Annotated in this window: 1 pseudogene; it reads right to left on the bottom strand. The window is 64.9% G+C overall.

Annotated elements, in window-relative coordinates:
• Positions 1–242: pseudogene (locus KVT39_RS37235) on the bottom strand (molecular chaperone DnaJ); the annotation flags it as partial.

The following is a 242-nucleotide window of genomic DNA, read 5'->3' as shown; positions in this document are numbered from 1 at the left end:
CACGGTATCGGGTGCCACCTTGTCCGTCGCCGCGGTGCCGTAAGTCCGCCGGAATCCGGTCTCGGCGTGCTGGATCTCCTGATCCTGCTCGCGGATCTGTTCCTCCAGGTTGCCGTTGTAGCGCGTCAGCCGATCTGCACCGAGGCCGGCGATCGCGCGCCGGGCGATCTGCTCGATCTCCAGTTGCAGCTCCATCTGTTGCAGGTGATTGCCCTTCGCATAACCGTGGGTGACCCGCTGCA

It is taken from the genome of Burkholderia sp. GbtcB21 (assembly GCF_019091065.1).
GTDB classification, from domain to species: Bacteria; Pseudomonadota; Gammaproteobacteria; order Burkholderiales; family Burkholderiaceae; genus Burkholderia; species Burkholderia pyrrocinia_C.
Note: the sequence above shows the minus strand (reverse complement) of the source record. Positions and strands in the feature narration are given on the sequence as shown.